Here is a 22,325-nt window from a genome sequence, read left to right as displayed (position 1 = left end):
ATACCGCGGTGAAGCCGCTTAATCAAATCTACAAAAATTATAGTATTTCATCCGTCAACTTGACAGGGACTAGTACACACTCACAAATATTAATCTAGGCAGCGAGCTTGGCCTAGAAATTCTGCATCAACGCTGGTACGCACTCGTTTTGTACCAACTCGATGCGCAACCGACTGACTTCATGGAACTGCGTCGCACCGTGCGTGGTATCTCAACGTTTAACCTGCTCCTCCGGTTAAAGAAATTGACGGAATGGGGCTTGATTGAGACTATTCCTGACGATGACTACAGTTACCGACTAACAATTAGTGGCGTCATGTTTCACCAGATTCTGACTTCCCTGGAGGACTGGGGAAATACGACTCTCCGTCACGAATTAAAAATTTAAGAACCAGTCAATTTAAGAACCAGTCTCAGAATTAAATCTACCGTCACAGGAGGCTTCCATGCGTAATCACGTAACACTGTCAGGAAAAAACTTGCGAACTGGTTTAAGGGAAAGTCATGACATTGCGTTCACTGATTTAGTCCACGTCGTCGACCAACGTGAAATCACCTACCTAACTCTCAAGAGCACTAAAATGGGCATCATTCGCAACGACACCTACCAAGTCACCAAAATGGCGATGGGCCAGCGTGATTTTGCCTACTTTCTAGACGAGACTAACCTGACCTTCGCACTCTACATCACTTCGGCTAACGTTCAAGCATTGAATACGCTTTTAGCCTATGCGCAGCAACACCACTTAACTTCAAAGTAACCGAGTTATCGACACAATTGGCCTACCTCAAAACGAGCGGCCTTTTTTATTTGAAAATTAATGAAAGCAGGTTGTTATTAGCCTTCTAATGACTGAATATTAGGATATTCACCGTTGTGTATCGGTTTGGTATGGTTCGCGTACAGATTTGATGAAGCCGCCCATATCACGATTCAAGTCAGGTATGATGATATTTGAAACGAAGAATGAAAACATATCTCCTAACGTGAAAGGTAGGAATTTTCATGAAAACTAGACAACGTACCTGGACTAAGCGGGCTGCCGCCATTCTCTCATTGGTCGCCGTAACACTTCCCATGGCAACTAACGTGGCGCAAGCCAGCACTGCAGCACAATTGGCGCCACAGCGGGCTGTGTACGGCTACTTTATGGATACATATAAGCAAAACGTGTCGACCTACAGAACAGCATCCAACAACCCAATGATTGGGATGCTTTCCGAATTTTCTAACTACTATGCAGATGGGAAAAATCTGGATAAAGCGTTGATGAAAGAAAACATTGATGAATCAGCCAAGATTACGCAAAATCGGACTCCTGCCGAAGAAGAACGATCATACTTAACTGACCGACGGGACCTCCGTTATTGTGTTATCAATGCCCTTGGCCCCTACGCCCCAGCATTCATTAAAAATGCGAACGCACAAACACCTTTCCACTCGATGCCAAGTACGCCTGATCCAGTTAACAAAAAACATGAACGGGTTACTTGGGCCGACGAAAACTCTAAGCTTGGTCCCATTGTGGCCTTCATGAACCATAATTCTTACACAGCATACTCTAACACTGGAACGGTTAAGAGCGTCATTCGCTACCAACGTCCTTACCGTTGGAGTACCGAAGTTAAACCCTTGCCAGCGCTCACAAAAATTATGGCGGCTGCTCCCGCAACTGATTTTGACTTTGCCAGTGGCCACACCACGACTGGTTTTGAAGACGGACTATCACTAGCTTACGCATTCCCAGAAAGATTCCAAGAACTCCTCACCCGTTCTTCTGAAATTGGACTTGACCGGGTCATTGCCGGACGTCACTCTCCCCTTGCGGTTATGGGTGGCCGCATGGCAGGAACGGCTGTCGTTGCCTCAGCTCTGAACAACCCAAGCAATAAAGATATGATGAAAAAGGCTTACGATGCCGCTCACTCCGACGCTTTGCTAGGCAGCAAGGATTCATCAGCCCATGATGACTTTGCCGACTACCAAAAGAACCGTGATGACTACCGTCGCCGGATGACCTACGGTTTCAAACAAATTGGCAATCCTAACGTTGATATGCGCGTTCCTAAAGGTGCTGAAGCCTTACTTTCAACCCGGCTCCCTTACCTGACTGATACGCAACGCCGGGATGTTCTGTTCACAACTGGTATGCCTTCTGGTTATCCCCTGATGGACGATGCCGAAGGCTGGGGCCGTTTAGACCTCTTCTCTGCAACCAACGGTTATGGTAAGTTTAACGATGCTGTTACAGTAAACATGGACGCTACCAAAGGCAGCTTCAACGCGCAGGACAACTGGCGCAACGATATCTCTGGTAAAGGTTCATTGATCAAGGCCGGTAGTGGTTTACTTCAATTAAGTGGTGACAACACTTACACCGGTGGCGCAACCGTAAAAGGTGGCACGTTACAATTAGACTCCACCACCGCTACTGGTAAGGGTAACGTTCAGGTCAAGCGTGGCTCACTCCAACTAAGCACGCGAAAAGTCACCGTCAAGGGCCGCTACCAACAAGCTAAGAATGGTCAATTATCCTTGGCTAAGAACGCGCGGTTAACCATTAAGAAGAACGCTAAGTTAGCTGGTACGTTGAAGCTAACTGATGGTAATCTGAAGAATGGTGCTAAAATCATGACTTTCCGTAATCATAAAGGTAAGTTTACTCACGTCACTGGCTTACCAAAAGGCTGGCACGTTGTTTACACCAAGCACGCCGTTAAATTAGTAAAATAGTTCAATTCAAAAGGATCCAGCGGTTCACTTCAAAAGTGAGCTACTGGGTCTTTTAATTTGCAGTTTTTAACGCTTACATTAATAACCAATTATTAGCAGGCGTTTATGTTGTCTGATATGTATCAATTGTGTGTGGTTACTGTACAGGTTTGATTAATCATACTGACAACCTTCTTGTCTTCCCTTATGATAGATAAGCACCCGAAATTTAAAGCTTCACCAATTTGAAAGGTAGGTATTTTCATGAAGATCAGACAACGGACTTGGACCAAACGCGCAGCTGCAATTTTATCACTGGTAGCTGTTACGCTGCCAATGGCAACGAACGTGGCACAAGCCAGCTCGTCAAAGGATTTAGCGCCCCATCGTGCCGAATACGGCTACTTCATTGATACATATAAACAAAACATCTCCACCTACAAGACAGCATCCAACAACCCCATGGTTGGGATGCTCTCAAGTTTCTCCAACTACTACGCTAATGGCAAGAATCTGGAAAAGGACTTGATGAAAGAAAACATCGATAAGGCCGCTAAAATTACCCAGACTCGGACACCAGCTGAAGCTGAACGCTCCTACTTAACGGACTGGCGAGACCTTCGTTACAGCGTTATCAACGGTTTGGGACCTTACTCATCAGCCTTCATCAAAAACGCTGATGCCAAGACTGATTTCACATCAATGCCTTCAACGCCTGACCCTGCCCACCGTCCTTGGGGTCACACACCATGGGCTTCTGAAGATTCAAGATTAGGACCTATCGTGTCTCTGTTGAACCACAACTCCTACACCGCCTATTCTGGAACTGGTGTGATCAAGGACGTCGTTAAATACAAGCGTCCTTACCGTCAAAGTAGTGAAGTTAAGCCATTACCTGCACTGGTCAACGTGATGGCCGCTGCACCAGAAAACGACTACGACTTTGCCAGTGGTCACACGACCGCCGGCTTTGAAGACGGGTTGAACTTGGCCTACGTTGTTCCAGAACGTTTCCAACAAATGATTACGCGTTCTTCTGAAGTTGGCCTTGACCGGATCATTGCCGGCCGCCACACGCCATTAGCTGTTATGGGTGGTCGGATGGCTGGTACGGCAGTTACTGCCAGTGCCTTGAGCAACCCTAGCAACCAAGACATGATGAAGAAAGCCTACGACGCTGCTCATTCTGATGCACTCTTAGGTAGCAAGGATACCACGACTCAAGATGACTTCGGTGACTACGCAACCAACCGCGACAACTACCGTTACCGGATGACTTATGGCTTCAAGCAAATCGGTAACCCTAACGTTGCAATGCGCGTTCCTAAGGGTGCCGAAGTATTGTTGGCTACCCGTTTGCCTTATTTGAACGCTACGCAACGTCGTGATGTGTTATTCACGACGGGAATGCCTTCAGGCTACCCTGTCATGGACGACACTGAAGGTTGGGGTCGTTTAGATCTCTTCTCAGCTGCCAACGGTTACGGCAAGTTCAATGACAAGGTGACTGTTGCCATGGATGCCAAGCAAGGTGGCTTCAACGCCAAGGATAACTGGCGGAACAACATTGCCGGTAAGGGTGCCTTAGTTAAATCTGGTACCGGTCTGCTCCAACTGAGTGGAAACAATGCCTTCACTGGTGGTACCACGGTTAAGGGTGGTACGCTGCAATTAACCACCGCCACTGCTGCTGGTAAAGGGAACGTTAAGGTCAACGGTGGAACGCTGCAATTGAGCACTAAGAAGGTCACCGTTAAGGGGAACTTCCAACAAACTCAAAAGGGCCAACTTCGTGTAGCCAAGAACGCTCATGTGACGATCAAGAAGACTGCCAAATTAGGCGGTACGTTGAAATTAACTACCGGTAACTTAAAGAACGGGACGAAAGTTCTGACCTTCAAGAACCACAAAGGTAAGTTTGCACACGTTAGTGGCTTACCAAAGGGCTGGCACGTCGTTTACACGAAACACGCTGTTAAATTAGCTAAGTAAGTTTTGCAGCTACTGTTGACTCCCCCGTCACACTAGCCAAGCAACCAAAAATAGTCGCCAACAGAGATGTCAAAAATCTCTACTGGCGACTATTTTGGTTATTCTTTAAATTGAATTTTTACGTAATCACGGTACAGTGGCAAGCTCGCCATCAATTCCGTATGAGTACCATGTCCGCTAACGTGACCATCCTCAATGAAGTAGATATTGTCAGCATCAACAATCGTGCTCAAACGGTGCGCAATAATCAGTGTCGTTCGGCCCTTCATTAATTCGCTTAATGCTTGTTGCACCATGGATTCTGATTCAGAATCCAAGCTGGCCGTGGCCTCATCCAACAAAAGAATCTTAGGATCTCTGAGGAAGGCTCGGGCAATCGCCAGTCGCTGACGTTGGCCCCCGCTGACTTTCACCCCCCGTTCACCAACCTGTGTGTCCAAGCCATCGCTCATGTTGCGAACAAAGCCATCGGCTGAAGCTAATTGTAAAACGTGCCACAATTCATCATCACTGTAGTCTCGGTCGGCACCATAAGTTAAGTTATGGCGAATGGTGCCCGCCATAATTGCTGAGTCCTGACTTACGTAACCAATCTGTGAACGCCAATCACTCAAGTTAAAGTTCTGAACGTTCTCGCCACCAATTGTGACCTGGCCGTTTTCTGGCTGATAGTAGCGTTCTAGCAAACCGAAGATTGTGGATTTACCCCCACCAGAAGGCCCGGCAAACGCTACTACCGTGTTAGGCCGTGCCTCAAAATTCACGTCGTGTAAGATTGGTTGCCCATCTTCATAGGAGAAGTCAACGTGCTGCATAGCCAAGGTTTGGTCGCTCACGGATTGCGTTGGCCCGTCCTCCAAAGCTTCTTCTGGTTCTGCCAAAAGTTCCTGAACCCGTTCGGTTGAGCCACTAGCCTTCGACAAATCGGTAAAGAATCGTGCCAACGTTCCCGCTGGTCCAATGATTTGGAAGAGATACATCAGGAAGGAAAACATCGTTCCCATGCTCATCGTTCCTGCTGATACCCGAACCGCTGCGTAGGCTAACACCCCGACGAAGACGGCCAACATACTGGCTGTCATTGCTGGCCCAGCAATTGAATCGTAGATTGCTTCCTTCAGGCCAATTTGGTAAAGACTTTGAATTTCTTTCGAACCGGTCTTTTCTTCATAACTTTCTGCATTGGAAGATTTGACCAATCGGATTTCACTGAGTGTCTCATCGCTGACCCCACTGAACGCAGCCATGGCGTCCTGGCGTTGATGCCCAATCTTACGTGATAGCTGCATGATTGGAAACATGACAGCCATGACTAATGGGACGGCAATGAACATAATCATGGTCATCTTCCAGTCCATCAATAGCATAATAACCAGTGCCCCAGCTAATTGTAGGAGGGACGTCACCATCTGTGGAAATGAATTGGCCAACAGGTTCTTGATCTGCATGGTGTCGTTGACTAACCGCGACGTCATCTCACCGGTCTTAACGTTATCGAAGTAGCTGACCCGTAACCGAATCAACTTCTGCCACAACGTTTCTCGCAATCCAGCGACAACATTTTCACCAAAGAACCCGAGCAGGGCCCCAGAGAGCGCACTGACCAACGCACTCACAATGAATAAGCCAATCACCGTAATCAGTAGTGACTGGTTCATCGCATGGCCGAGGCCGTTGATCAACGACTGAGCCAACTTAGGTACCGCTAATTGCGCACCAGTAGCCAGCATCCCCAGAAATAAACCGACCCACAATTGCCAATACTTCGGCTTCGTGTGCCGAATCAAATTCAAAAATCCTTTGAAATCAAACTTTTGCGCTGACCGCTGCCGAGCTGTCTTGGGCGCTGCAATTCTACGTTCCATCTCTTTGCCTCCGTTAACCCTAAATTAGAAACGTGGTCGGTCCATCCCGTGTGGCCAGCCATGCCCGCGTTGCATAAAGTCGTCCCAATCTAAATCACTGATTTGGTGACTCAACTTGGTCAATAATTGTTCGAGCTGAACCTGCTCATCAGCGGTCAACCCACCAAAAAGTTGATCAGCAACATCATCCTTATGTTCGTGATATTGGTCAAACAATTCATGGCCGCGTTGACTCAACCGCACAATAATCGCCCGCTTATCAGTCGGACTTGGCACCCGTTCGACGAACCCGGCCTCTTCCAATCGATTGATTGTCGCGCTGACTGAGCTCGGCCGAATGTCTAACACTTCAGCAATCTCGGCATTGGTCAGTCCATCTGGCGTCTTCGCCAATACCTTGAGCAACCGTCCCTGACCACGACGACCATTAGGTCCGCCATGACCACCCATTCCGGCCTGATGCCCGACCGCCATCAAAAAAGCACGGTTCTGCAACAACTTCCCAAAACTCTCTAATAAATCGCGACTGCCATCTGTCATTTGAATTTCCTCCTGTGTTCTTAATGGAAATTATATTAGCACTATAGTTAGCTTTTGTAAACTAAAACTAACTAAAAGCTAACTATTTGCCGGACGTCCCCTTTAAAACCTGACAGGACGCCGGATTCCGGGAAATTAAAAGATTTAGGACAAAGGTCTCACCCCCTTGTTGTGCTCCGAACATAAATAGTCGAAACGTGCGACAAAAAAAGCAGTCAACTCCGCTTAACCCCGCTAGACAAACAATTCGAGACCAGGATCATTCGTCTATCGACGTTAATGCTCATTGACTAACCGCCTTTTGTTCCACTCCCTCACGAAATCATCCAAATTGTAAACTAAGCTTTTCCAATTGCAAAGTAGTGACCCTCAGGATCCGGGAAGCCAAATGCTGGCTGGCCATTATCATCGGAGATTGGTGTGGCGCCCGCTAACCGTTCATGTAATCCTTCAAAATCGTCACTGAAGAACATGATAGATGGCTGATTGCCTAGAACCTCTGGCGAATATTTCTTGATAAATTCGTTCGAGAAAAATGACAATTCCACCCCAAACGGCACAGCGAGTACGATATTGGTCGAACCATCCGGCAATAGCGATTCCGCGACCGTAGTCGTCTCAAAGCTTTCCCGCCAAAATTTCACCACTAACGCAACATTATCTACGTACAACATTACCCGTGTCTTTTGCATCCTAGTCACCCCTTTACTAGATAGCCATAGTCTACTCCAGGCCCTCAACCAAGGCAATTAACCTTACTTATCAAAATAATGCTAGCTATTCTGTAAATAAACGCGTATGCTTAGTCATGCAGGTTTGCGCCTGCCCAGTTGCTCTGTACATTCCAGATGCATCCTATGGATCAACTGGTGCCCTCATCTCGGATTGATGAGGGCTTTTTTGTTGCCTAAAACTAACTTGCTTAGCAGAAGACCAATCTTGTAGACTCGGTCCTTTTGAGGCTTCAAGTTCGTCCGCACCGTTCCAGCCCATATCTGCCGGCCGGTAAGGCGTAAAGACACACTGATTTGCATGCTAAAACGCCATCCACTCAGTTCGAACCTGAGTGAACGGCGTTTTTTACGTGTGAAGTGACTTAATTACTCAAGATATTGCTTTGCAGAAGCCACAATGTCTTGAAGACCCTTCTTAGCATCTGAGAAGAACATCTGGGTGTTATCCAAGGAGAACAATGGGTTTTGAACACCGGCATACCCGGTACTCATTGAACGCTTAATAACAACGACGGACTTGGCTTTGTCAACGTCCAGGATAGGCATCCCGGAGATGGCATTACCACTTTCCCGTGCCAATGGGTTGGTAACATCGTTGGCCCCAATAACTAAGGCAACGTCCGTACTTTCAAACATTGGGTTGGCATCGTCCAACTGCTTCATTTGATCATAAGGAACGTTAACGTCGGCCAGCAGCACGTTCATGTGCCCAGGCATCCGCCCAGCAACTGGGTGAATGGCATAGTTGACGTTGATACCTTTATCAGTCAGAACCTTAGCAAGTTCAGCAACTTCGTGTTGTGCTTGTGCAGCGGCTAACCCGTACCCAGGAACGATCATGACGTTCTGAGCGTAAGCCAGTTGCAACCCAATATCATCAGCAGAAGTTTCCTTGACGTCGACAGGTACGTCGGCACCAGCAGAACCGCTGTCACTGTCGCCAGTCCCAAAGCCACCGGCTAAGATGTTGGCAACGGAACGGTTCATGGCTTCAGCCATTTGCAAGGTCAAAATCGTCCCGGCGGCACCAACTAAGGCACCGGCAATGATCAAGACTTGGTTGTTGATAACAAACCCAGCAAAGGCAACGGCTAAACCGGTGAAGGCGTTCAACAGTGAAACCACGACCGGCATGTCGGCCCCACCAATTGGTAAGGTCATCAGTAACCCGAAGCAAAGACTCATTGCCAGGCCCAAGACCACGTACCAAACGTTAGTCGTGAACCCAATCATCATAACAGCTGAACCTAAAATAGCAATAACTACTAAAATATTTAAAAGTCGTGCACCTGGGAAGGTAATTGGCTTACCGGAAACGTGTCCGGAAAGTTTCCCAGTGGCAATCAGTGAACCAGAGAAGGTAATGCCCCCAATAATCACGTCCAACAGGACTGGTAACGAGAAGGCAATGCTCAGGCTAGCGCCGTCACCCTTCATTAAGTAATCGAAAATACCGATAACAGCAGCGGCACCACCACCAACGGCGTTAAATAAACTAACCAGTTGAGGGACGTCGGTCATTGGAACTTTCTGTGCCTTGACAGCCCCGTAAACGATCCCGAGGATACCACCAACTAATAGAACGCCCCAACCCATTGTCGTAATTTTGCCTTCAATCAAGACGTTGATGACAATGGTAACCACGGCCATTAACATCCCGATTGCGGACAGGCCATTCCCTTGGCGCGCCGTCTTAGGCGAACGCATCAAATGAACACCCATGACATAACAAACCGCGGAGACCAGGTAGACCAATGATGAACACGTTTGTAAAATACTCATTTCTGATCACCCTCCCCTGCATTATCGCCTGGTTTAGGCTTCCGGTCGAACATTCCCAACATCCGGTCCGTAACGGTGTAACCACCGGCCACGTTGACAGCTGCAAAGAACGCCCCGAAAAAGGCTAAAATGTAAAATAACGTGCTATTGGCTTCCGCCGCAATGACGAAGGCCCCAACGATAACGACACCATGAATGGCATTGGCACCAGACATCATTGGCGTCTGCAACGTTGCAGGAATCTTACTCATAACTTCAAACCCAACCAATAGGCTAAGCACAAAAATAGCTAAATTTGTAAATAGTTCTTCGCTCATGCCTAATCAACTCCTTTTGCGTCGTCTTTTGCTTCATCCGGCGTCTGAGTATCGTCTTGCGCTTGAGCAGCTGGCTTACGTTCTGGCAATTCCATGGCAGAACGTAAACGATTGCTAATAATTTCACCTTGATAAGTAGCCAGCAATTCGCCAACCACATCATCATCGATATCAAAGACTAACTTACCGTCTTCAGTGACATCCGTGATCACGGCTTGAACGTTCTTAGCATACATATCAGAAGCTGAAGCTGGTAACTGACTAGCCATGTCCCCAGCACCAACGATTTGGGCACCATTGGCCGTGGTAACCGTTTCAGCTGGTTTGGAACTAGCGACGTTACCACCTAAGTCACTGGCAGCCAAGTCAATGAACAGAGTCCCTGGCTTAGCTTCGTCCACAGACTTCTGAGTAACCAGAACTGGTGGCCGACGACCAGGAACTTGCGCAGTGGTAATGACAATGTCATTTTGTGCAATGAACCCGGCTAATTCTTCTTGCTGTTGTGCCGTTTCCTCAGGTGTTAAGGCCCGGGCGTAACCGCCTTCACCAGAACCTGAAACGGACGTCGTCAAGAAGGTGGCCCCTAAGGACTCAACTTCACCACGTGAGGCTGGCCGAATATCATAACCAGACACCATGGCACCTAACCGATTAGCGGTCCCAATTGCTTGCAACCCAGCAACCCCGGTCCCTAAGACCAAGACTTTAGCTGGCTTGGCAGTACCGGCAGCGGTGATCATCATTGGGAAATACCGAGAAAAATGATCAGCGGCCATCAACGCAGCCTTGTAACCAGCAACACTGGACTGAGAACTCAAAACATCCATCGTTTGAGCCCGTGACACTGTCCGTGGCAAGAGTTCAAATGACAAGGCGTTGATCTTCTTGGCAGCTAATTTCTTAACGAAATCAGTGTCGGTAAGTGGTGCCAGCAGCCCAATCAGGCTTTGACCTTCACTCATCTGATCGACAACCTCACTAGATGGTTGGTTGACCGTCGCAATAATTGTGGCTTCTTTAATTGCCGTTGCTTGGTCAACCACTTTGGCACCGGCATCTGTATAAGCAGCATCCTGATAAAAGGCACGACTCCCAGCGTCTTTTTCAACTAAGACCTGGTAGTCACTTTTAACGAGTTTGCTAACGACCGTCGGCGATAATGCAACCCGATTTTCATTGGGTGCTTCCTTTAAAACCGAAATGGTAATTGGCATTCAATCCATCTCCCTTTTTTGAGAATCACTTCACAATTTAACTATAATTCATTCTGCGTCACAAAACAATGGTTCAAAGCTGACAAAAAAGAAAACGGTCTCATCCCTTGTTTATAAAGCTATCGTGCCGCGGTTTCACCTTTGAAAGATTTCCAAACTATTTTTGTGAAATCGGTTGCCCACTTTGTTAATTTTTCCTTTGATGGGTTCCTTTATCGGCCAATCTATTGCATAATGAACCCAACTACTTATATGTCCAGTGACCTATCTATTAATGGGAGGGATTCAGCATGTCTTTAGAAACTGTCACGACCTTTTTTGAGCAACTAAACTTAACCGATCGGATCACCGAGTTTGACCAGTCGACCGCAACCGTGGCCGATGCCGCCGCAACCCTGGGCGTTCGGCCCGACCAAATCGCAAAAACGTTGGCTTTAAAGCTTAAGGAAGGTCCCATCGTTATCGTGGTCAAGGGAACGGCCAAAATTGCCAACCCGAAGTTTAAAGCTGAATTCCACCAAAAGGCCCACATGGTTCCTTTCGATGAACTGGAAGACCTAATTGGCCACCCCGCCGGTGGCGTCTGCCCATTTGGCTTAAAACCCGGGGTGGGGGTCTACTTCGATGCTAGCTTAAAAGATGAAGACGTGGTCTACCCAGCCGCTGGTATCCCGGATGCCGTGGTGAAGCTGACCGTCGACGAGATGGAGAAGTACGCCCAACCCTTAAAGTGGATCGACATTGTGAAAGAAGATTAGGCAATGTGCCTTCTAATACACGTTTTAGCAAGCTATAATTGACGACAAGCCAGGTTTGGGACTAAAGTCTCAGACTTTTTTGTGCTCCGAACGTAGATGGTCGAAACACGAGACAACTGGAATAACTCGCCATTAGTCCTCCTGGTAGTGCACTCCCCGTTGACAACCCGCCCTACTTCACCCAGACTAGATGGGAGATTTCTTAATTAAGGAGGGACACTCGGTGACCTGGTTATTCACTATTCTCCCAGCCTTATTGGCGGGGTTGGTTCAAGGCCTGACGGGCTTCGGTGCCGTCATTATCATGATGATTTTCTTCCCATCAATTCTTCCCATGGCGCAAGCAGCTGGGGTTGGTGGCGTCATTATGTTGGCTAGCGTGCTCACACTGGCCTTTCGCTATCGCCGACATCTACATTTCAAACGAATCATTATTCCCTTTATCATCTACGCAATGGTTGCCACCTGGTCCGTCCATCTGGGACACGTCTTAGATGCCCACCTCCTGCGCATGCTGTTAGGCGGCTTATTGGTGGCGTTATGCCTCTACTTTACCCTTACGCCTGGAGCCGGCAACCAACGTTACCCGTGGTACATCGCCGGTTGCTTCATGATTGTCTCAGGATTTTTCAACGGCCTATTCGGCATTGGTGGTCCGCTCATGGCCTTGTACTTTCTATCCTTGTCCAAATCAATGCCCGAATACATCGCTAGCATTCAAACCTTTTTTCTGATCGATACCTTCTATATCACCAGTATTCGGATTGCAAACGGTATCTTGGTCAAGCCAGACATCCCCTACATTCTGGTGGGAATGGTTGCAGCAACAATCGGGACGATTATTGCCTCCCACTTGCTCACTCGGCTGAATCCCGACACCATTAAACGGTGGATTTACGGATTCATCGGTCTGAGTGGCATCTACTACTTATTCTTCTGACACCCGTAAACGCAAAAAAGGTGGCCACCGCTTAATCTCGGTGACCACCTTTTAGCTTTAATCCAGCGTGCGATTCTTCTCTAACCGCCAGGCCAGAATGATACAGATAACCAGCATCAGTGAGGATAACGTGTAGCTAATTTTAATTCCCACCAACTGACTGTTCATATGAAAATTAATGTGACTATTGGCCGTCAAACTAATAATTGCCACCAACAGGGCTGTCCCAAACGACGCCGCTACTTGCCGCATCGTGTTGTACACGGCCACCCCATCCGGAATTGCGTGAGCCGGCAACATGGACCAGGCGTGGGTCTGAATTGGAATCAAGACCAGCACGAGCCCCAACTGCCGAATCGTTTGCCCCACAACAACAAACATGATGGATGACGCACTCCCCGTCGAGCTCAATAACAGCGACCCAACAATATCAATGCTGAGCCCAATGATCACCATTTTTCGGAAGTCATATTTATCATAAAAATGGCCACTCAGTGGTGAAATGAACGTCGTCAAAATGGCCCCGGGCGTTAGCGTTAGCCCCGATACAAAGGCACTCTGATGAAACACATTTTGCACTAAAATTGGAATGATGACGGAATTACCGTACATCGTCACCATCAATAACATGTTAATAATCAGTGGCAGGTTGAATTGTTTGTACTTAAAGACCCGTAGATTGAGCAACGGGTGTGGGACACCCCATTGACACTTTACAAAGCCAGCTAACAAGACAATCCCAATGACTAACGGTACGATACCCTTCATTGAAAGGATCGGCGCTTCGCCAATATTGGAAAAACTGTACAGGGCCGCCGTCAACCCCAGCGCCGACAAAATCAATCCCTCTAAGTTCAGTTTTTCTTTATGTAATTCACCAACATTATCAATAAACTTGACGGCAAATAAAATATCCACCAGCATCAACGGTAGGGTCAGCCAGAACAGATAACGCCAGGACAGGTGCATCAAAATCACCCCAGAAACTGACGGTCCCATAACAGGAGCCAAATTCAAGGCTAATCCTACGATCCCCATCGCTTCGCCCCGTTCGCTCGGGCGAGTCGAGGTCATGACGACCACGTTGACCAGGGGAATCAGGATGCCGGCCCCCAGCGCTTGTACCATCCGCCCTATGATTAGGATGGGATAGAGTGGTGCAATCGCCCCAATGAAAGTTCCTACCATAAATAATCCCGCCACGGTCATGTACAATTGCCGTGTCGTGAACCGTTTGATCAGATACGCTGTCGTCGGAATCATCAGCGCATTGACCAGTAGATACCCGTTGTTTAACCACTGGCCCTGTGCGGTCGTGATTGAAAAAGCCCGCATGACGGACGGTAAAGCGGTCGTCATCAAGGTTTGATTCAGAATACTTAAGAATGCCCCGACCATAATCAGGATAAAAGAGAAGCGATTTTTAGTCATTTATGCTAAACTACTTTCAATTAGATTAAGTTGACAAAAGCAACTTTAATAAGCATAATGAACTTAGTTGCTTTTGTCAACTACATAAGGAGAACCGCCATGAATAGTCAAGACATTCATCATATTCGGGAATTTGACCGTTTCTATACGCGAATCTTCCGTCTAACCGACAAGTACCACCTACAAACGACGTTAACCCTCCTAGAAGCTCGTCTCCTGCTCGAAATCGCTGAAAATGGGTACAACACTGCCAATCAGCTTGTTCAGGTTCTGCGGGTCGACAAGGGCTATCTCAGCCGGATTCTTAAGCGGCTGGAAGAGCGTGGACTACTCGCTCAAACACCGGCCGAATTGGACAAGCGTTCAAAGATCCTGTCACTGACCGATGCCGGGAATGAGCAACTGGCCATCATTAATCAGCGATCGGATGACCAAGTACGTAGCCTGTTCACCAATCTCACCAGCAGTGAAACGAAACAGGTTATCTCAGCCATGCAATTCATTGAAGAACACGTCACTAAAATCAAGGAGTGATTCCCCATGTCCAACATCTACATGCGTTCAGCCCAACCCACTGACCTCAACCAAATTATGACCATCATCGACCAGGCCAAAGCATTGTTAAAAACCGATGGTAGTAGCCAATGGCAGGATGGTCACCCCGACCGAGCCACGCTGACCGAAGACATTGCCCAGCACCACTGTTGGGTCTTGATTGTTAACGATCACCTCGCTGGCACGGCAACCCTGATTGTAGGGGAAGAACCCACTTATCAGGAAATTCAAGCTGGTAACTGGGCCGACACCCAACACCCCTACGCTACGTTCCACCGAATTGCGCTCTCTGCAGCCTTTCGGGGTGAGCGCCTGAGCGATTACTTCTTCTCAAACTTAATTTCGCAAGCTTATCAGCAAGGTGTCCGCCATCTGCGAATCGACACGCACGAACGGAATCAGCGGATGCAACACATCGTGGGAACATTTGGCTACCAGTACCGGGGCATTATTTACGTGAACCCAACTCCAGATGGTAAACGCCTAGCCTATGAACTGAATTTAGATTAACTTTTAAGGCCATAATCATATCATCTGATTATGGCTTTTTATTTAGCCGTATTTTGTGCATAAATTAAGAGCATTTTGCTAATTCCTGCTGGTTCATTTTGATATTCTTGCACCATTTGCACGAAAATCTTGTACATCGCCAGGTCACCGTGATCTGACTCAGGGCCAATTGCCTTGTCATGTAAATCAACTGCGACTTTTTGAAAGATATGGTTAAACTCGGATTCTAAATTTTCGAGCGAATCTTCCTCTGGAAAGTCGTTCATCACCATTTCGAAATGTAATTTTAAACTTGCCCAATAACTACTCATAACAGCAACTTGCTTAACTGCAGTATCTCCTAATAGCAGGTTGCCATCCCTAAGTCCCGTGATTACTGCTAATGGTATGTCAGTATCACCGGCTATTTGAGAGGAGCTAATATTACTGTTAATCAGTTCAAGGGCATCTTTTTCGATGATGCTTATACGTTTCCGTGGATGACTCATCTTCCGACCTCCTGCCATTCTTACAGCTCAATCCAAAATCATTCAAAAAGGCCATCGCCAATTAGCACTCACGGGTGTTGACTGGCGATGACCTTTGCAATTGGCTTACCTAAAACTAAGCCTTAGTCAGGTAGTTCGCTTTAATCTGTTTAATTTGGGCAGGCGTGATCTTCAACCCCTTCTTGATGTAATTGTTCATTGAGCCGTACTTCCCTTTCACTTGGCTGTAGAACAAGTTCAACAAGTCTGGCTTAGCCCAGTCCACGTTCAACTGCGTGTTAGACAGCAAGTAATCCCGTTGAATGTCTGCTTTATCGACCCCTAGAATTGTATAGAGAATCGCTGCTGCGGTCCCAGTCCGGTCCATACCATGTGAACAGTGAAAGAGTAACGCACCCTTCTTGTCCTTAGCTGCTGCTACCAGTAACTTACGGTAACTCTTCTTAGCGGCTGGCTTATTGGCCATGTCCCGGTACATCCCCGCGTCATCATTATCGTAGTTTGACTTAGTCCCCAGCACAGACGCGTGCAGATACTTTACGCCAGCAATCTTCACATCTGGTTTTTCTGCCATCTGCTTCTTGGTTCGCAAATCAAAGATTTCTTTCAGATGGTACTTTTTCACCAACTTCTTGGTATCAGCCTTAGTCAGCTTTTCCAAGGAATCGCTCCGCAGTAATCGGTTCTTCTTGACCCGTTGACCAGACTTGGTCTTGTACCCGCCCAAGTCCCGTACGTTCTGGGCCCCTTTCAGCTTGATTGCTGGCGTCAGTTTCTTAGAAACAGCCGGTTGTAAGGCTGGGTCCACCTTAGAGGTTGCCGCTTGGACTGGCACAGCACCAGCCCCCAGCAAGATCAATGAGCAACTAACAGAAGCTAGAATAGCACGAATTTTCATACGACCTGATATCCCCTTTCTGAATAGTCTAATCTTATCAAGCCTGTGTAAATTTACGACCAATTTTCGGTAAGTTTTATGTATAAACCATTAAACTACTTAGTAAATAAAATACGTAATAATTCCCTAACGCCATTCGTAATAAACCCGTCGATGTTACTCATCTAGAGTAGGCAACTCAGTGTGGTCTTCAGCGGCAAGCATACTAGACCACCTTAGAAAAAAAATTTTGACAATCAGCAGGCACTAACTCAACCACCCATCCATCTCAAACTTCTTCATTTGAATGACGTGGCCCGCCATCTCCACCAGTCGTTGCGTCACTTGGTAGCGTGAATCCGTCGCAACTGCCCGTTCAAACGTTGCCGTCAATGTTGCCAACTCAGACGCTGGCAACAAATATTTCAGGGCATCCTGCTGCTCTAATATGGCATACAAGTTCCGCGTTGTAACGGCCGGTACGCCACTAAAAATATCGGCTTTAAAGTCCGCTAAAACCTGAGTCCGACTCTCATCTAACGGCAAATAGATCACCTTAGGTATCAGATTGTTTTGAAAAATCTTTTTCTCCGTCAGCCCCTGCTTCAGCAAGCCACCACCAATACCATCATAGAGCGCATTGGCCACGTTCCAGCTCGTCACGAACTTCAAATCAGCTTCCAAGCTTTCATCCTGGCTGGTGCTCGCCTGCAATCGCTCACTTAGATCCGTGACGTAGGTTGGTTGTGCCGCTAACTTTTTCGAATCGACCACCATTAACCGTTCATGACTGATTGCCAACACACCCTGCGCTATCAAGTCCAGCATCACTGCCAACACAAAATACGCTTGCGTCGTGAACCGGGTTCGTAAGACTGGCTTCTTACCAATTCGTTCCGGTCAACCACGCCCGTTTAAAAACGGACGCTTGTGAGAACCACACCTTTTGGCATGGTGACCACAATTTGCTTAGATACAGCATTAGCCTACGAATAGGACTTATCCGCTAATTACCAAAGCCTTTTAGGTCCGCAGGTTGCCAGACGGACTCGTTTCTTATAAAGCTGCTAGCCCCTTAGCTAGAATATTTTTAGCTGCATTATAATCACGCACATGAAACGTCTCACAACTGGGACATGTCCACTCGCGGTCAGCTAACGTTAACTTGTTCTTCCCGGTCATGACATGCCCGCAATGACTACAGGTTTGCGTTGTATTCCGGGGATTGACAGTCAAAAATTTCCGACCATACAAATCAGCTTTGTAAGCCAACATGCCCAGTAGAGTCCGCCAACCAACGTCCGAAATACTCATTGCCAAAGCATGATTCCGCAACATATTTTTACTCCGCAGTTCTTCAGCTACAACTAAATCGTGGTTTTTGATCAAGGCCGTAGAGACGTGGTGCAGGAAGTTTTTGCGTTGATTGGCAACTTTAAGTTGTAACTTAGCCACTAGTAACCGTTGCTTTTGATAATTCTTTGATTCTGATAACCGTCGTTGGCTCTTTTTAGCTCGTCTAGCTCGCCGTGACAGTTTTTGTTGGGCTTTAGCTAATTTTCCTCTAATAGTCCGGTAGTAACGTGGATTATCAATCACCTGTCCATCGGAGTCCGTCAAAAAATTATCGAGATTCAAATCGATGCCGACTTTAGATTCAATCGCGGATTGGTTGGCACCGAAGGGGTGTTCTGACCCAATCTGTAGGGACACAAAATAATGACCCGCAGCATCCATCGATACTGTCGTGGTCCCGATTCTGATATCATCGGCTCGGCCTAAAATTTTCGATGGCAACCCCTTGAAACGAAGACAACCCAGCTTGGGTAGTTGTAGGTGGTGGGCATCATTTAGTCTTACGCTGCCATTTTCCATAGTTGGGACTGTCACTTTAGCACTGTAAAGACACGACGTTTGATAAGTCTGTGTGTAGCCACGCTTATGAAATTTAGGCGTTCCGGCCTGATGAACCTGGCGGAATAGCTTCCAGGCAGTCTTGTAATTTTTTATAGCGTTGGCTTTCATCAGACTGTCAAAATCCGGGTGATTTAACCAGCCATGAATATTGGAGATAGCGGTTGATGGCTTCTTTAGACGTTCAGTCAAATCAGCGATTCGCTTCAAAACAAGTGCAATTGGTGTTTTAACTTTTTTTAGCCAAAATAGTTCATTGTTCATTCCGTTCATTTCGTTATAAATGAAGCGACTAGCATCACTGTTACACTTGATTAGCCGTTTTTGTTCGGTTGAAGGAAAGACGCTAACCTTAACCCCATAATGATAAGGTAATTGGGCCATTGTTTTCGCCATAAATTACCACCTCCCTTGCTTGATAACAAGCATACCATATGAGTATACTGTATCTATAACAAAGCGTCTTACAATAATATTTATGGAGGTAGCATATGAGCACAAGTGTTGGAAGAGTAATTCACGAACGAGGCTATGTTTACAACTTTCATTTTTCACTTAGTCTGGGTTACTAAATACCGGCATGAAGCATTTACAACACCAAAGTTAGTCGCTGAAATGACCGACATTTTAACAAAGATAGCTCGACTGAACGGAGTGACCATTGAGAAGATGGAAGTAATGCCCGACCATATTCATTTGTTACTAAGCTTTAAGCCTAAGTACGCACCAACTAATGTCGTCAAAGCCTTCAAGGGCGGTTCGGCTCGCTTATTTTTCGAACGACATCCAGAAATAAAAGCTTAAAAATTCTGGGGACGGGCATCTTTGGTCCCCTAGTTACTTCATGAGTACCCTGGGTAACATGAGCAAGACGACCGTGGCAAAATACATTGCTAATCAACGAAAAGTATAGGGGCATTCATCCCTTGCTTGAAAGCAAGGGAATTCTGCCTAATTTATATTTAAAAGAAAAAATTTTTCCGCTGTCGTCAACGTCAATTTAGACGCCTCCTGTCATTTACTTAGCTTCCAAACACTACCTATTAGTCTAACGCCCGCTAATCAACGACACAAAAAAAGCAGCTCCCTAAGTGTTGAGAGCTGCTCTAACTGTGGTCGACAACCAATAGAACCACATAACCACCATTTTTATTTATTCATTCTTCGTACCATTTACCAATCAATCTAATTGCTTGCTCTTATAATAGCATAGAAAAGGTTACTTGTTAACAACTGCACAAGAGTTTCTCAGCAAAAGGGTTCAAGAACATGCACTTGAACCCTCCGCAGCGCTATGAAACTAGGATTCTTCAATCCCAGAAATTAATGATAAATCATGCATATCGTCGCCTAAATCTTTGTAAAGGTTCCGGTATAACTGGTAATACTTGTTGTAGGTCGCATGCTGTTCAGCACGTGGTTCGACCTTGTCGCCAAGCACTTGCCACTTTTGAACTTCGTCTACCGTTAAAGTATCGGTAGCTAAGCCCGCGAGCATCACGTCACCCAGGTTAGCTTCCGCATCGTCAACTGGTGTGCGGACAGCGTAGCCGGTAACGTCAGCAAACATTTGAACCCAGTCCTTCGAGTGCGTTACACCGCCGGCAATAACGATGTAATCTCCCAGGTCGCGCCCAGTACTCTCGATACTGTGCCGCAATGCATAGCAGACCGCTTCTTGAAAGGCGTGGAACAAATCAGCCTTGGTGTGGACCAGTGACAGTCCGAAGACCATCCCTTTGGCATCGGAGTTCCAAACCGGAGCTCGTTCACCCATGAAGTAAGGCAGGACAACTAAACCGCGACTACCTGCTGGTACGTCCTTGGCTTCGTCACCCAAGGTAACGTAAGCGTTCTTACCACCCTGGTTCTGAACGGCAACTTCGGCATCTCCGAAGTTATCGCGGAACCACTTGGTGATGGCACCAGCTGTAGCAGACCCACTAAAGTTGTAGACCAAGTCACGCGACTTGTAAGGGTATGGCCAAACGATCATGCCCCGGCCCTTGATTGGCTTTTCGCTAACCAGAGCGGCGTTCATGGACGACCCAATCGCGGCAACGTAGCGACCAGGTTCCAGAACACCCATCCCAATATTAGCAGCACCAACGTCGACACCACCAGCAATAACTGGGGTACCTTCATCTAAGCCCAAGTCAGCGGCAGCGTCCTTGGTCAAACGTCCTGCAACCTCAGTAGCATCAACGAACTTCTGTGGCATTTTGTCCATCGGTACGCCCATGGCGTCCATCATTTCTTTGGACCAGGTGCCGGTGTTGATGTCATAGAAACCACCGATGTTACCGGCAGCGGAATAATCAATTGAAACTTCACCGGTCAACTTGTAAATGGCGTAGTTGTTAGGTGGTAAGAATAAGGCAGTCTTCTTCCAATTCTCAGGTTCGTGGTTCTTGATCCACAGCACTTTTGTGTAGCCATAGTAAGGATCCACGACGTCGTTCCCAGTAATTTCAGAAAGGCGGTCGAGGTCAACGTTTTGCTTGACCCATTCGGTTTCTTCGGCAGCACGCCGGTCCATCCAAATCAAGTCAGGCCGCACGGGATTCATCTCCTTGTCGACGGGAATCCCGGAGCCACCGTACAGACCACTCAGGCCAATGCCCTTGATATCTGCTGCAGCGATTCCGCTTTCCTTAACGACAGCGCGGATGGAGTCCTTGACCCCTTTTAACCAGACGTCTGGCCATTGTTCAGCCCAGAGTGGTCGAGGCGTTAACACATCATATTCTTCCAAATCTTGCGCAACTAAGTGACCGTTGGTATCCATCAGAATACTCTTCGTACCTGAGGTCCCAATGTCCGTTCCAATTAAGTACTTCATGTCGGCGTTCCTCTCTTCTCCTAAAAGTTAGTGACTATCGGTTTACCATGCAGTGAAGGCACCATCAACTAAGTAGTCGGAACCAGTTGAGAAGCTGCTGGTATCGCTAGCTAAGTAAACGGCCATGCCTTGTAATTCTTCTGGCTTACCTAAACGACCAAGTGGTGCCCAGTCATTCCAAGTCTTGATAAGTGGCTTCAAGTCAGGAGAGTTCAACGTTAAGTCGGTACCCATGTAACCTGGGCTCATGGTGTTAACACGAACGCCACGCTTGGCCCATTCGATAGCCAATGACTTGGATAATTGAATAACCCCAGCCTTGGTTGAGTTGTATGAACATTGTGGTTGTGGCCGGTTAACAATGTGGGCTGACATAGAAGCGGTGTTGACGATTGAGCCAGAACCTTGCTTCAACATGTAACGACCTGCAGCAGTGGAGCACAGGAAGACGGCGTTCAAGTTTAAGTTAACCACCTTTTGCCATTGTTCAAATGTCATTTCTTCAGCTGGTACGTTCAAGCACATGCCGGCGTTGTTGAAGGCAGCATCCAAACCACCTAATTCTTTAACCACCGTGTCGACCATGTTTTGAACTTGTTCAGGGTCCGTAACATCGGTCTTGATGGCGATAGCCTTTTGACCAGTAGCCTTAGCAATTTCTTCGGCAGTGGCCTTAGCCTTGTCGATGTTGATATCAACGATAGCGACATCAGCACCAGCTTCTGCCAAACCAGTTGCCATTGCTTTACCTAAACCTTGTGCACCACCAGTGACGTAAGCTTTCTTACCGTCAAGACGCATGCGATCCAAAATACCCATGATGAATTCCTCCTAAGTTTTGTCGAAAGAC

At 47.2% G+C, this 22,325-nt stretch carries 21 protein-coding genes and 1 pseudogene; 9 read left to right on the top strand and 13 right to left on the bottom strand.

The window, feature by feature from the left end; all coding sequences use genetic code 11:
• The first annotated feature begins 88 nt into the window (after positions 1 to 88).
• The 4 genes from EKM87_RS10220 to EKM87_RS10205 all read left to right on the top strand — a co-directional run bounded on the left by EKM87_RS10220 (position 89) and on the right by EKM87_RS10205 (position 4,705).
• A complete protein-coding gene (locus tag EKM87_RS10220; protein ID WP_125684434.1) occupies positions 89 to 388 on the top strand; it encodes a winged helix-turn-helix transcriptional regulator in 300 nt (99 codons plus the stop codon).
• A 58-nt stretch (positions 389 to 446) separates the two neighbouring features.
• The gene (locus tag EKM87_RS10215; RefSeq protein WP_125684432.1) at positions 447 to 761 is read left to right on the top strand and encodes a hypothetical protein; all 315 of its coding nucleotides are present in this window, start codon (positions 447 to 449) and stop codon (positions 759 to 761) included.
• Positions 762 to 1,006: 245 nt separating this feature from the next.
• Positions 1,007 to 2,734 (top strand): phosphatase PAP2 family protein, encoded by a 1,728-nt coding sequence (locus tag EKM87_RS10210; protein ID WP_125684430.1) that lies wholly within the window; start codon positions 1,007 to 1,009, stop codon positions 2,732 to 2,734.
• Positions 2,735 to 2,977: 243 nt separating this feature from the next.
• Positions 2,978 to 4,705 carry a phosphatase PAP2 family protein gene (locus tag EKM87_RS10205; RefSeq protein WP_125684428.1) on the top strand — a complete coding sequence of 576 codons (1,728 nt, stop codon included), beginning with the start codon at positions 2,978 to 2,980 and terminating at the stop codon, positions 4,703 to 4,705.
• A gap of 98 nt (positions 4,706 to 4,803) precedes the next feature.
• On the opposite strand, the gene EKM87_RS10200 is transcribed toward EKM87_RS10205, so the two are convergent.
• The 6 genes from EKM87_RS10200 to EKM87_RS10175 all read right to left on the bottom strand — a co-directional run bounded on the left by EKM87_RS10200 (position 4,804) and on the right by EKM87_RS10175 (position 11,160).
• A complete protein-coding gene (locus EKM87_RS10200) occupies positions 4,804 to 6,570 on the bottom strand; it encodes an ABC transporter ATP-binding protein (protein WP_125684426.1) in 1,767 nt (588 codons plus the stop codon).
• Between the two features lie 24 nt (positions 6,571 to 6,594).
• A complete protein-coding gene (locus EKM87_RS10195; RefSeq protein ID WP_125684424.1) occupies positions 6,595 to 7,110 on the bottom strand; it encodes a MarR family winged helix-turn-helix transcriptional regulator in 516 nt (171 codons plus the stop codon).
• Between the two features lie 338 nt (positions 7,111 to 7,448).
• Positions 7,449 to 7,802 (bottom strand): VOC family protein, encoded by a 354-nt coding sequence (locus tag EKM87_RS10190; protein WP_125684422.1) that lies wholly within the window; start codon positions 7,800 to 7,802, stop codon positions 7,449 to 7,451.
• A 408-nt stretch (positions 7,803 to 8,210) separates the two neighbouring features.
• Positions 8,211 to 9,626, bottom strand: coding sequence for an NAD(P)(+) transhydrogenase (Re/Si-specific) subunit beta (locus tag EKM87_RS10185; RefSeq protein WP_125684420.1), 1,416 nt, complete (start codon positions 9,624 to 9,626; stop codon positions 8,211 to 8,213).
• Positions 9,623 to 9,943: an NAD(P) transhydrogenase subunit alpha gene (locus EKM87_RS10180; protein ID WP_125684418.1), complete on the bottom strand. Its 321-nt coding sequence runs from the start codon at positions 9,941 to 9,943 to the stop codon at positions 9,623 to 9,625. Before EKM87_RS10180 ends, EKM87_RS10185 begins: the two co-directional genes overlap by 4 nt.
• A gap of 2 nt (positions 9,944 to 9,945) precedes the next feature.
• Positions 9,946 to 11,160: an NAD(P) transhydrogenase subunit alpha gene (locus EKM87_RS10175; protein WP_125684416.1), complete on the bottom strand. Its 1,215-nt coding sequence runs from the start codon at positions 11,158 to 11,160 to the stop codon at positions 9,946 to 9,948.
• Between the two features lie 290 nt (positions 11,161 to 11,450).
• On the opposite strand from EKM87_RS10175, the gene EKM87_RS10170 reads away from it, so the two are divergent.
• On the top strand, positions 11,451 to 11,918 hold the full coding sequence (locus tag EKM87_RS10170) for a YbaK/EbsC family protein (protein WP_125684414.1): 468 nt from the start codon (positions 11,451 to 11,453) through the stop codon (positions 11,916 to 11,918).
• Between the two features lie 223 nt (positions 11,919 to 12,141).
• Positions 12,142 to 12,858: a sulfite exporter TauE/SafE family protein gene (locus tag EKM87_RS10165; RefSeq protein WP_225428437.1), complete on the top strand. Its 717-nt coding sequence runs from the start codon at positions 12,142 to 12,144 to the stop codon at positions 12,856 to 12,858.
• 57 nt (positions 12,859 to 12,915) lie between these two features.
• Here the strand turns inward: EKM87_RS10165 and EKM87_RS10160 are convergent, their stop codons facing one another.
• Entirely contained in the window at positions 12,916 to 14,289 is a 1,374-nt protein-coding gene (locus EKM87_RS10160; RefSeq protein ID WP_125684410.1) for an MDR family MFS transporter, read from the bottom strand.
• Between the two features lie 99 nt (positions 14,290 to 14,388).
• Between EKM87_RS10160 and EKM87_RS10155 the strand changes: the two genes are divergently transcribed.
• Together EKM87_RS10155 and EKM87_RS10150 are read left to right on the top strand one after the other, a co-directional pair.
• On the top strand, positions 14,389 to 14,823 hold the full coding sequence (locus EKM87_RS10155; RefSeq protein ID WP_164506481.1) for a MarR family winged helix-turn-helix transcriptional regulator: 435 nt from the start codon (positions 14,389 to 14,391) through the stop codon (positions 14,821 to 14,823).
• 6 nt (positions 14,824 to 14,829) lie between these two features.
• Positions 14,830 to 15,354, top strand: coding sequence for a GNAT family N-acetyltransferase (locus EKM87_RS10150; protein WP_125684406.1), 525 nt, complete (start codon positions 14,830 to 14,832; stop codon positions 15,352 to 15,354).
• Positions 15,355 to 15,392: 38 nt separating this feature from the next.
• On the opposite strand, the gene EKM87_RS10145 is transcribed toward EKM87_RS10150, so the two are convergent.
• From EKM87_RS10145 to EKM87_RS10130, 4 genes are all read right to left on the bottom strand, one after another.
• Positions 15,393 to 15,842: a hypothetical protein gene (locus tag EKM87_RS10145; RefSeq protein WP_125684404.1), complete on the bottom strand. Its 450-nt coding sequence runs from the start codon at positions 15,840 to 15,842 to the stop codon at positions 15,393 to 15,395.
• A gap of 115 nt (positions 15,843 to 15,957) precedes the next feature.
• Positions 15,958 to 16,740, bottom strand: coding sequence for a tyrosine-protein phosphatase (locus EKM87_RS10140; RefSeq protein ID WP_125684402.1), 783 nt, complete (start codon positions 16,738 to 16,740; stop codon positions 15,958 to 15,960).
• 246 nt (positions 16,741 to 16,986) lie between these two features.
• Positions 16,987 to 17,547: a hypothetical protein gene (locus EKM87_RS10135; RefSeq protein ID WP_125684400.1), complete on the bottom strand. Its 561-nt coding sequence runs from the start codon at positions 17,545 to 17,547 to the stop codon at positions 16,987 to 16,989.
• Positions 17,548 to 17,775: 228 nt separating this feature from the next.
• Positions 17,776 to 19,029, bottom strand: coding sequence for an RNA-guided endonuclease InsQ/TnpB family protein (locus tag EKM87_RS10130; protein WP_125684397.1), 1,254 nt, complete (start codon positions 19,027 to 19,029; stop codon positions 17,776 to 17,778).
• A gap of 95 nt (positions 19,030 to 19,124) precedes the next feature.
• Between EKM87_RS10130 and tnpA the strand changes: the two are divergent.
• A pseudogene (gene tnpA / locus EKM87_RS10125) lies at positions 19,125 to 19,546 on the top strand (IS200/IS605 family transposase).
• A 387-nt stretch (positions 19,547 to 19,933) separates the two neighbouring features.
• Here the strand turns inward: tnpA and EKM87_RS10120 are convergent.
• Together EKM87_RS10120 and EKM87_RS10115 are read right to left on the bottom strand one after the other, a co-directional pair.
• Complete coding sequence (locus EKM87_RS10120; RefSeq protein WP_125684395.1) at positions 19,934 to 21,475, bottom strand: FGGY-family carbohydrate kinase; 1,542 nt, start codon at positions 21,473 to 21,475, stop codon at positions 19,934 to 19,936.
• A gap of 42 nt (positions 21,476 to 21,517) precedes the next feature.
• The gene (locus tag EKM87_RS10115; protein WP_125684393.1) at positions 21,518 to 22,294 is read right to left on the bottom strand and encodes an SDR family oxidoreductase; all 777 of its coding nucleotides are present in this window, start codon (positions 22,292 to 22,294) and stop codon (positions 21,518 to 21,520) included.
• Positions 22,295 to 22,325: the final 31 nt, after the last annotated feature.

Source organism: Levilactobacillus yonginensis, assembly GCF_003946265.1.
Lineage (GTDB): Bacteria > Bacillota > Bacilli > Lactobacillales > Lactobacillaceae > Levilactobacillus > Levilactobacillus yonginensis.
This window is presented reverse-complemented; position numbering and strand designations above follow the sequence as displayed.

What these genes read in the sequence shown, in the direction of transcription:
- EKM87_RS10215 (WP_125684432.1), top strand. Translation starts at nt 447, where the DNA reads ATGCGTAATCACGTAACACTGTCAGGAAAAAACTTGCGAACTGGTTTA.
- EKM87_RS10210 (WP_125684430.1), top strand. Translation starts at nt 1,007, where the DNA reads ATGAAAACTAGACAACGTACCTGGACTAAGCGGGCTGCCGCCATTCTC.
- EKM87_RS10205 (WP_125684428.1), top strand. Translation starts at nt 2,978, where the DNA reads ATGAAGATCAGACAACGGACTTGGACCAAACGCGCAGCTGCAATTTTA.
- EKM87_RS10200 (WP_125684426.1), bottom strand. Translation starts at nt 6,570, where the DNA reads ATGGAACGTAGAATTGCAGCGCCCAAGACAGCTCGGCAGCGGTCAGCG.
- EKM87_RS10195 (WP_125684424.1), bottom strand. Translation starts at nt 7,110, where the DNA reads ATGACAGATGGCAGTCGCGATTTATTAGAGAGTTTTGGGAAGTTGTTG.
- EKM87_RS10190 (WP_125684422.1), bottom strand. Translation starts at nt 7,802, where the DNA reads ATGCAAAAGACACGGGTAATGTTGTACGTAGATAATGTTGCGTTAGTG.
- EKM87_RS10185 (WP_125684420.1), bottom strand. Translation starts at nt 9,626, where the DNA reads ATGAGTATTTTACAAACGTGTTCATCATTGGTCTACCTGGTCTCCGCG.
- EKM87_RS10180 (WP_125684418.1), bottom strand. Translation starts at nt 9,943, where the DNA reads ATGAGCGAAGAACTATTTACAAATTTAGCTATTTTTGTGCTTAGCCTA.
- EKM87_RS10175 (WP_125684416.1), bottom strand. Translation starts at nt 11,160, where the DNA reads ATGCCAATTACCATTTCGGTTTTAAAGGAAGCACCCAATGAAAATCGG.
- EKM87_RS10170 (WP_125684414.1), top strand. Translation starts at nt 11,451, where the DNA reads ATGTCTTTAGAAACTGTCACGACCTTTTTTGAGCAACTAAACTTAACC.
- EKM87_RS10160 (WP_125684410.1), bottom strand. Translation starts at nt 14,289, where the DNA reads ATGACTAAAAATCGCTTCTCTTTTATCCTGATTATGGTCGGGGCATTC.
- EKM87_RS10155 (WP_164506481.1), top strand. Translation starts at nt 14,389, where the DNA reads ATGAATAGTCAAGACATTCATCATATTCGGGAATTTGACCGTTTCTAT.
- EKM87_RS10150 (WP_125684406.1), top strand. Translation starts at nt 14,830, where the DNA reads ATGTCCAACATCTACATGCGTTCAGCCCAACCCACTGACCTCAACCAA.
- EKM87_RS10145 (WP_125684404.1), bottom strand. Translation starts at nt 15,842, where the DNA reads ATGAGTCATCCACGGAAACGTATAAGCATCATCGAAAAAGATGCCCTT.
- EKM87_RS10140 (WP_125684402.1), bottom strand. Translation starts at nt 16,740, where the DNA reads ATGAAAATTCGTGCTATTCTAGCTTCTGTTAGTTGCTCATTGATCTTG.
- EKM87_RS10135 (WP_125684400.1), bottom strand. Translation starts at nt 17,547, where the DNA reads ATGCTGGACTTGATAGCGCAGGGTGTGTTGGCAATCAGTCATGAACGG.
- EKM87_RS10130 (WP_125684397.1), bottom strand. Translation starts at nt 19,029, where the DNA reads ATGGCGAAAACAATGGCCCAATTACCTTATCATTATGGGGTTAAGGTT.
- EKM87_RS10120 (WP_125684395.1), bottom strand. Translation starts at nt 21,475, where the DNA reads ATGAAGTACTTAATTGGAACGGACATTGGGACCTCAGGTACGAAGAGT.
- EKM87_RS10115 (WP_125684393.1), bottom strand. Translation starts at nt 22,294, where the DNA reads ATGGGTATTTTGGATCGCATGCGTCTTGACGGTAAGAAAGCTTACGTC.